Source organism: Pirellulales bacterium, from assembly GCA_035939775.1.
Lineage (GTDB): Bacteria > Planctomycetota > Planctomycetia > Pirellulales > DATAWG01 > DASZFO01.
On record DASZFO010000197.1, the window covers coordinates 1 to 2,095 of the forward strand.

General features: G+C 61.1%; 4 protein-coding genes. 2 read left to right on the forward strand and 2 right to left on the reverse strand.

Annotated elements, in window-relative coordinates:
• Together VGY55_12730 and VGY55_12735 are read left to right on the forward strand one after the other, a co-directional pair.
• Nucleotides 1-624: amidohydrolase family protein (locus VGY55_12730; GenBank protein HEV2970828.1), on the forward strand; the 624-nt coding region annotated here is incomplete at its 5' end.
• A 17-nt stretch (nucleotides 625-641) separates the two neighbouring features.
• Entirely contained in the window at nucleotides 642-878 is a 237-nt protein-coding gene (locus VGY55_12735; protein ID HEV2970829.1) for a DUF6719 family protein, read from the forward strand.
• On the opposite strand, the gene VGY55_12740 is transcribed toward VGY55_12735, so the two are convergent.
• Together VGY55_12740 and VGY55_12745 are read right to left on the reverse strand one after the other, a co-directional pair.
• Nucleotides 875-1,261 (reverse strand): septal ring lytic transglycosylase RlpA family protein, encoded by a 387-nt coding sequence (locus VGY55_12740; protein ID HEV2970830.1) that lies wholly within the window; start codon nucleotides 1,259-1,261, stop codon nucleotides 875-877. The two genes, VGY55_12735 and VGY55_12740, sit on opposite strands and share 4 nt — an antisense overlap.
• A 113-nt stretch (nucleotides 1,262-1,374) precedes the next feature.
• Nucleotides 1,375-2,095: cyclic nucleotide-binding domain-containing protein (locus tag VGY55_12745; protein ID HEV2970831.1), on the reverse strand; the 721-nt coding region annotated here is incomplete at its 5' end.

The following is a 2,095-nucleotide window of genomic DNA, read 5'->3' on the forward strand; positions in this document are numbered from 1 at the left end:
CGTGAAATCGAGCATGCGTTCGACGTCCTCAGGTTCGATGGCGTCGGACTGTTGACGAGCTACGCCGGAAAGCTGCTTGGAGATCCGCAGTTCGCGCCGGTATTCGACGAGATCAATCGTCGCAAGGCGGTGGTGTTTGTACACCCCACCACCTCGTGCTGCACCAATCCAATTCCAGGCGTGCCCCCGACCGCCATCGAATTTCCGATGGACACCACGCGAACCATCACCAGCCTGCTCATGAGCGGGACTTTCGCGCGCTATCCCGAGATTCGCTTCATCTTTGCGCACGGCGGCGGAATGTTGACCTCGATTGCCAATCGTATTGTACGGGCGGCGGAAGCCATGAAAGCCGAAGAAAAAATGGTCAAGCTGCCGAAAGGGCCGCAATACGAACTGGAACGGCAATTCTACGATGTCGCGAGCGTCGGGCTGAGCCCGCCTGGAATGGCGGGCGTTCGCAAATTATTGCCGACCTCCCAGTTGCTCTTTGGCTCGGACGAGCCGTTTCTCTCTAGCGCGCAATTAGGCAGTTCGCTGCAAAAGCTTGGCTTCTCAGCCGACGAATTGCAGGCCGTTCTGCGCAACAATGCGTTGCGATTGTTCCCTCGTTTCCAAAGTTGACGGGGCAGGTTAACAGAATGACCAAGACGGTAGGCCTTGTCGCCGCAACACTCGTATTGAGTGTCTCCAGTCCTTGCTTTGCCGAAACCGTGAAGAAAGGGCCGCCCATGGGGGCGACGCGAGAAGGCCAGGTGCTGCTCGTGGACGATGGCAGCTGTCCGGCCGGCCAAATCAAGCGAGTGGTCGGCGGCAATCACACCAAAGTAGGCGGCACAAAACAAATCGTGCGAACGAGCAGTTGCGTCCCGCGCTAGGGGCTCGCAATCCGCTCGACACTCACCTCGCACATGCCGTCGCAGCCGATCGCCTTGGAGGCGCGCGGTGTCAGATCGATTTCGCGGCGCGGCCAGAACTTGCGGCTCGGGCCTTTGTCCGCGACCGTACAGATGACGGATTTGCCGTTGGCAACATTGGTCACGCGAAGCCGCTGGCCCATCTGTTCAAGCATGTGCGCACAGACCATGTCCCGATAGGGATGCAGCTGTTTGCCGTCAGCCGCCACCGTGTCGTCGAACTCGGTGGCGACGCCGCCATAGGGCGGTGGCTTGATGCGCGTCAGCCAGAGGTCCTCGAAGGAATCGGCGCGGGCGCACAGGTCGCTTGCGAACAGCGTCAGCGCCGAGAGGGAGAGCACCATGGGGACCTTCATGCCGATGATTGTGCTTTCGGCTTGATGGCCGGATCGTGACGCTTCGAAGCCGATTGTTCGGCGACATCGGCAGCAAAACTTGTCGCGACGCCCGGCGCGGTTTATGTCGCCGTCAGCAGATCGACCTTGGTATTGGCCACGATCAGGCGATCGGCCAAAAGTTGCGCAAGATTGCGCATGATGCGCTCGCTGGCCTTGGGGTGGTGATCGCGGAAGCGCTCGAAATCGTCAATCGATATTTCGATGGCGCTCGCGGCGGCGTCCGCCAGCACATCGGCCGAGCGGCGTGGCTCCAGTAAGGCCATTTCGCCGAACGCCATTCCAGCGGTCAGCGTCGCGAGCCTGATGCCGTCGGGCAGCGTGACGTGAACGACGCCGCTTCGAAGGAAGAACAGCGACGTTGCGGGATCGCCGGCGGTGACGATCTTCTCGCCCGGCCGGTAATTCCTGATGGTGCCGAGCGAGGCGAGCCCGGCAAGTTCTTCCCCGCTCAATCCCGCCAGCAACGGCTGCTCGGAAAGCTCCGTCGTATCGTGGAAATCGATTGACCCGCCATGGCGATAAACCACCTGGTCTTCGGCCCATTCGATCGCGGTATCGAGCAGATAGAAGTCGCGCAGATTGGAAATGCCGTCGGTCCATTCGCGGACGATCTTCCACCCTGCCGATGAGCGCTTGATACCCGACAGGATCACCGTGACATGAAAATTCGCAAGCTCCCGGAATTCTTCCGCGAGCAGGCGGGCGCCGGCGCGGGTCACCGCCGCGACCCGGCGCAGGTCGAAGATGACGAATTGCGGACGCGGCTTGGCCGCGAGCTTC

Excerpts from the sequence above, each read along its gene's own strand:
- VGY55_12735 (HEV2970829.1), top strand. The coding sequence starts at position 642 with ATGACCAAGACGGTAGGCCTTGTCGCCGCAACACTCGTATTGAGTGTC.
- VGY55_12740 (HEV2970830.1), bottom strand. The coding sequence starts at position 1,261 with ATGGTGCTCTCCCTCTCGGCGCTGACGCTGTTCGCAAGCGACCTGTGC.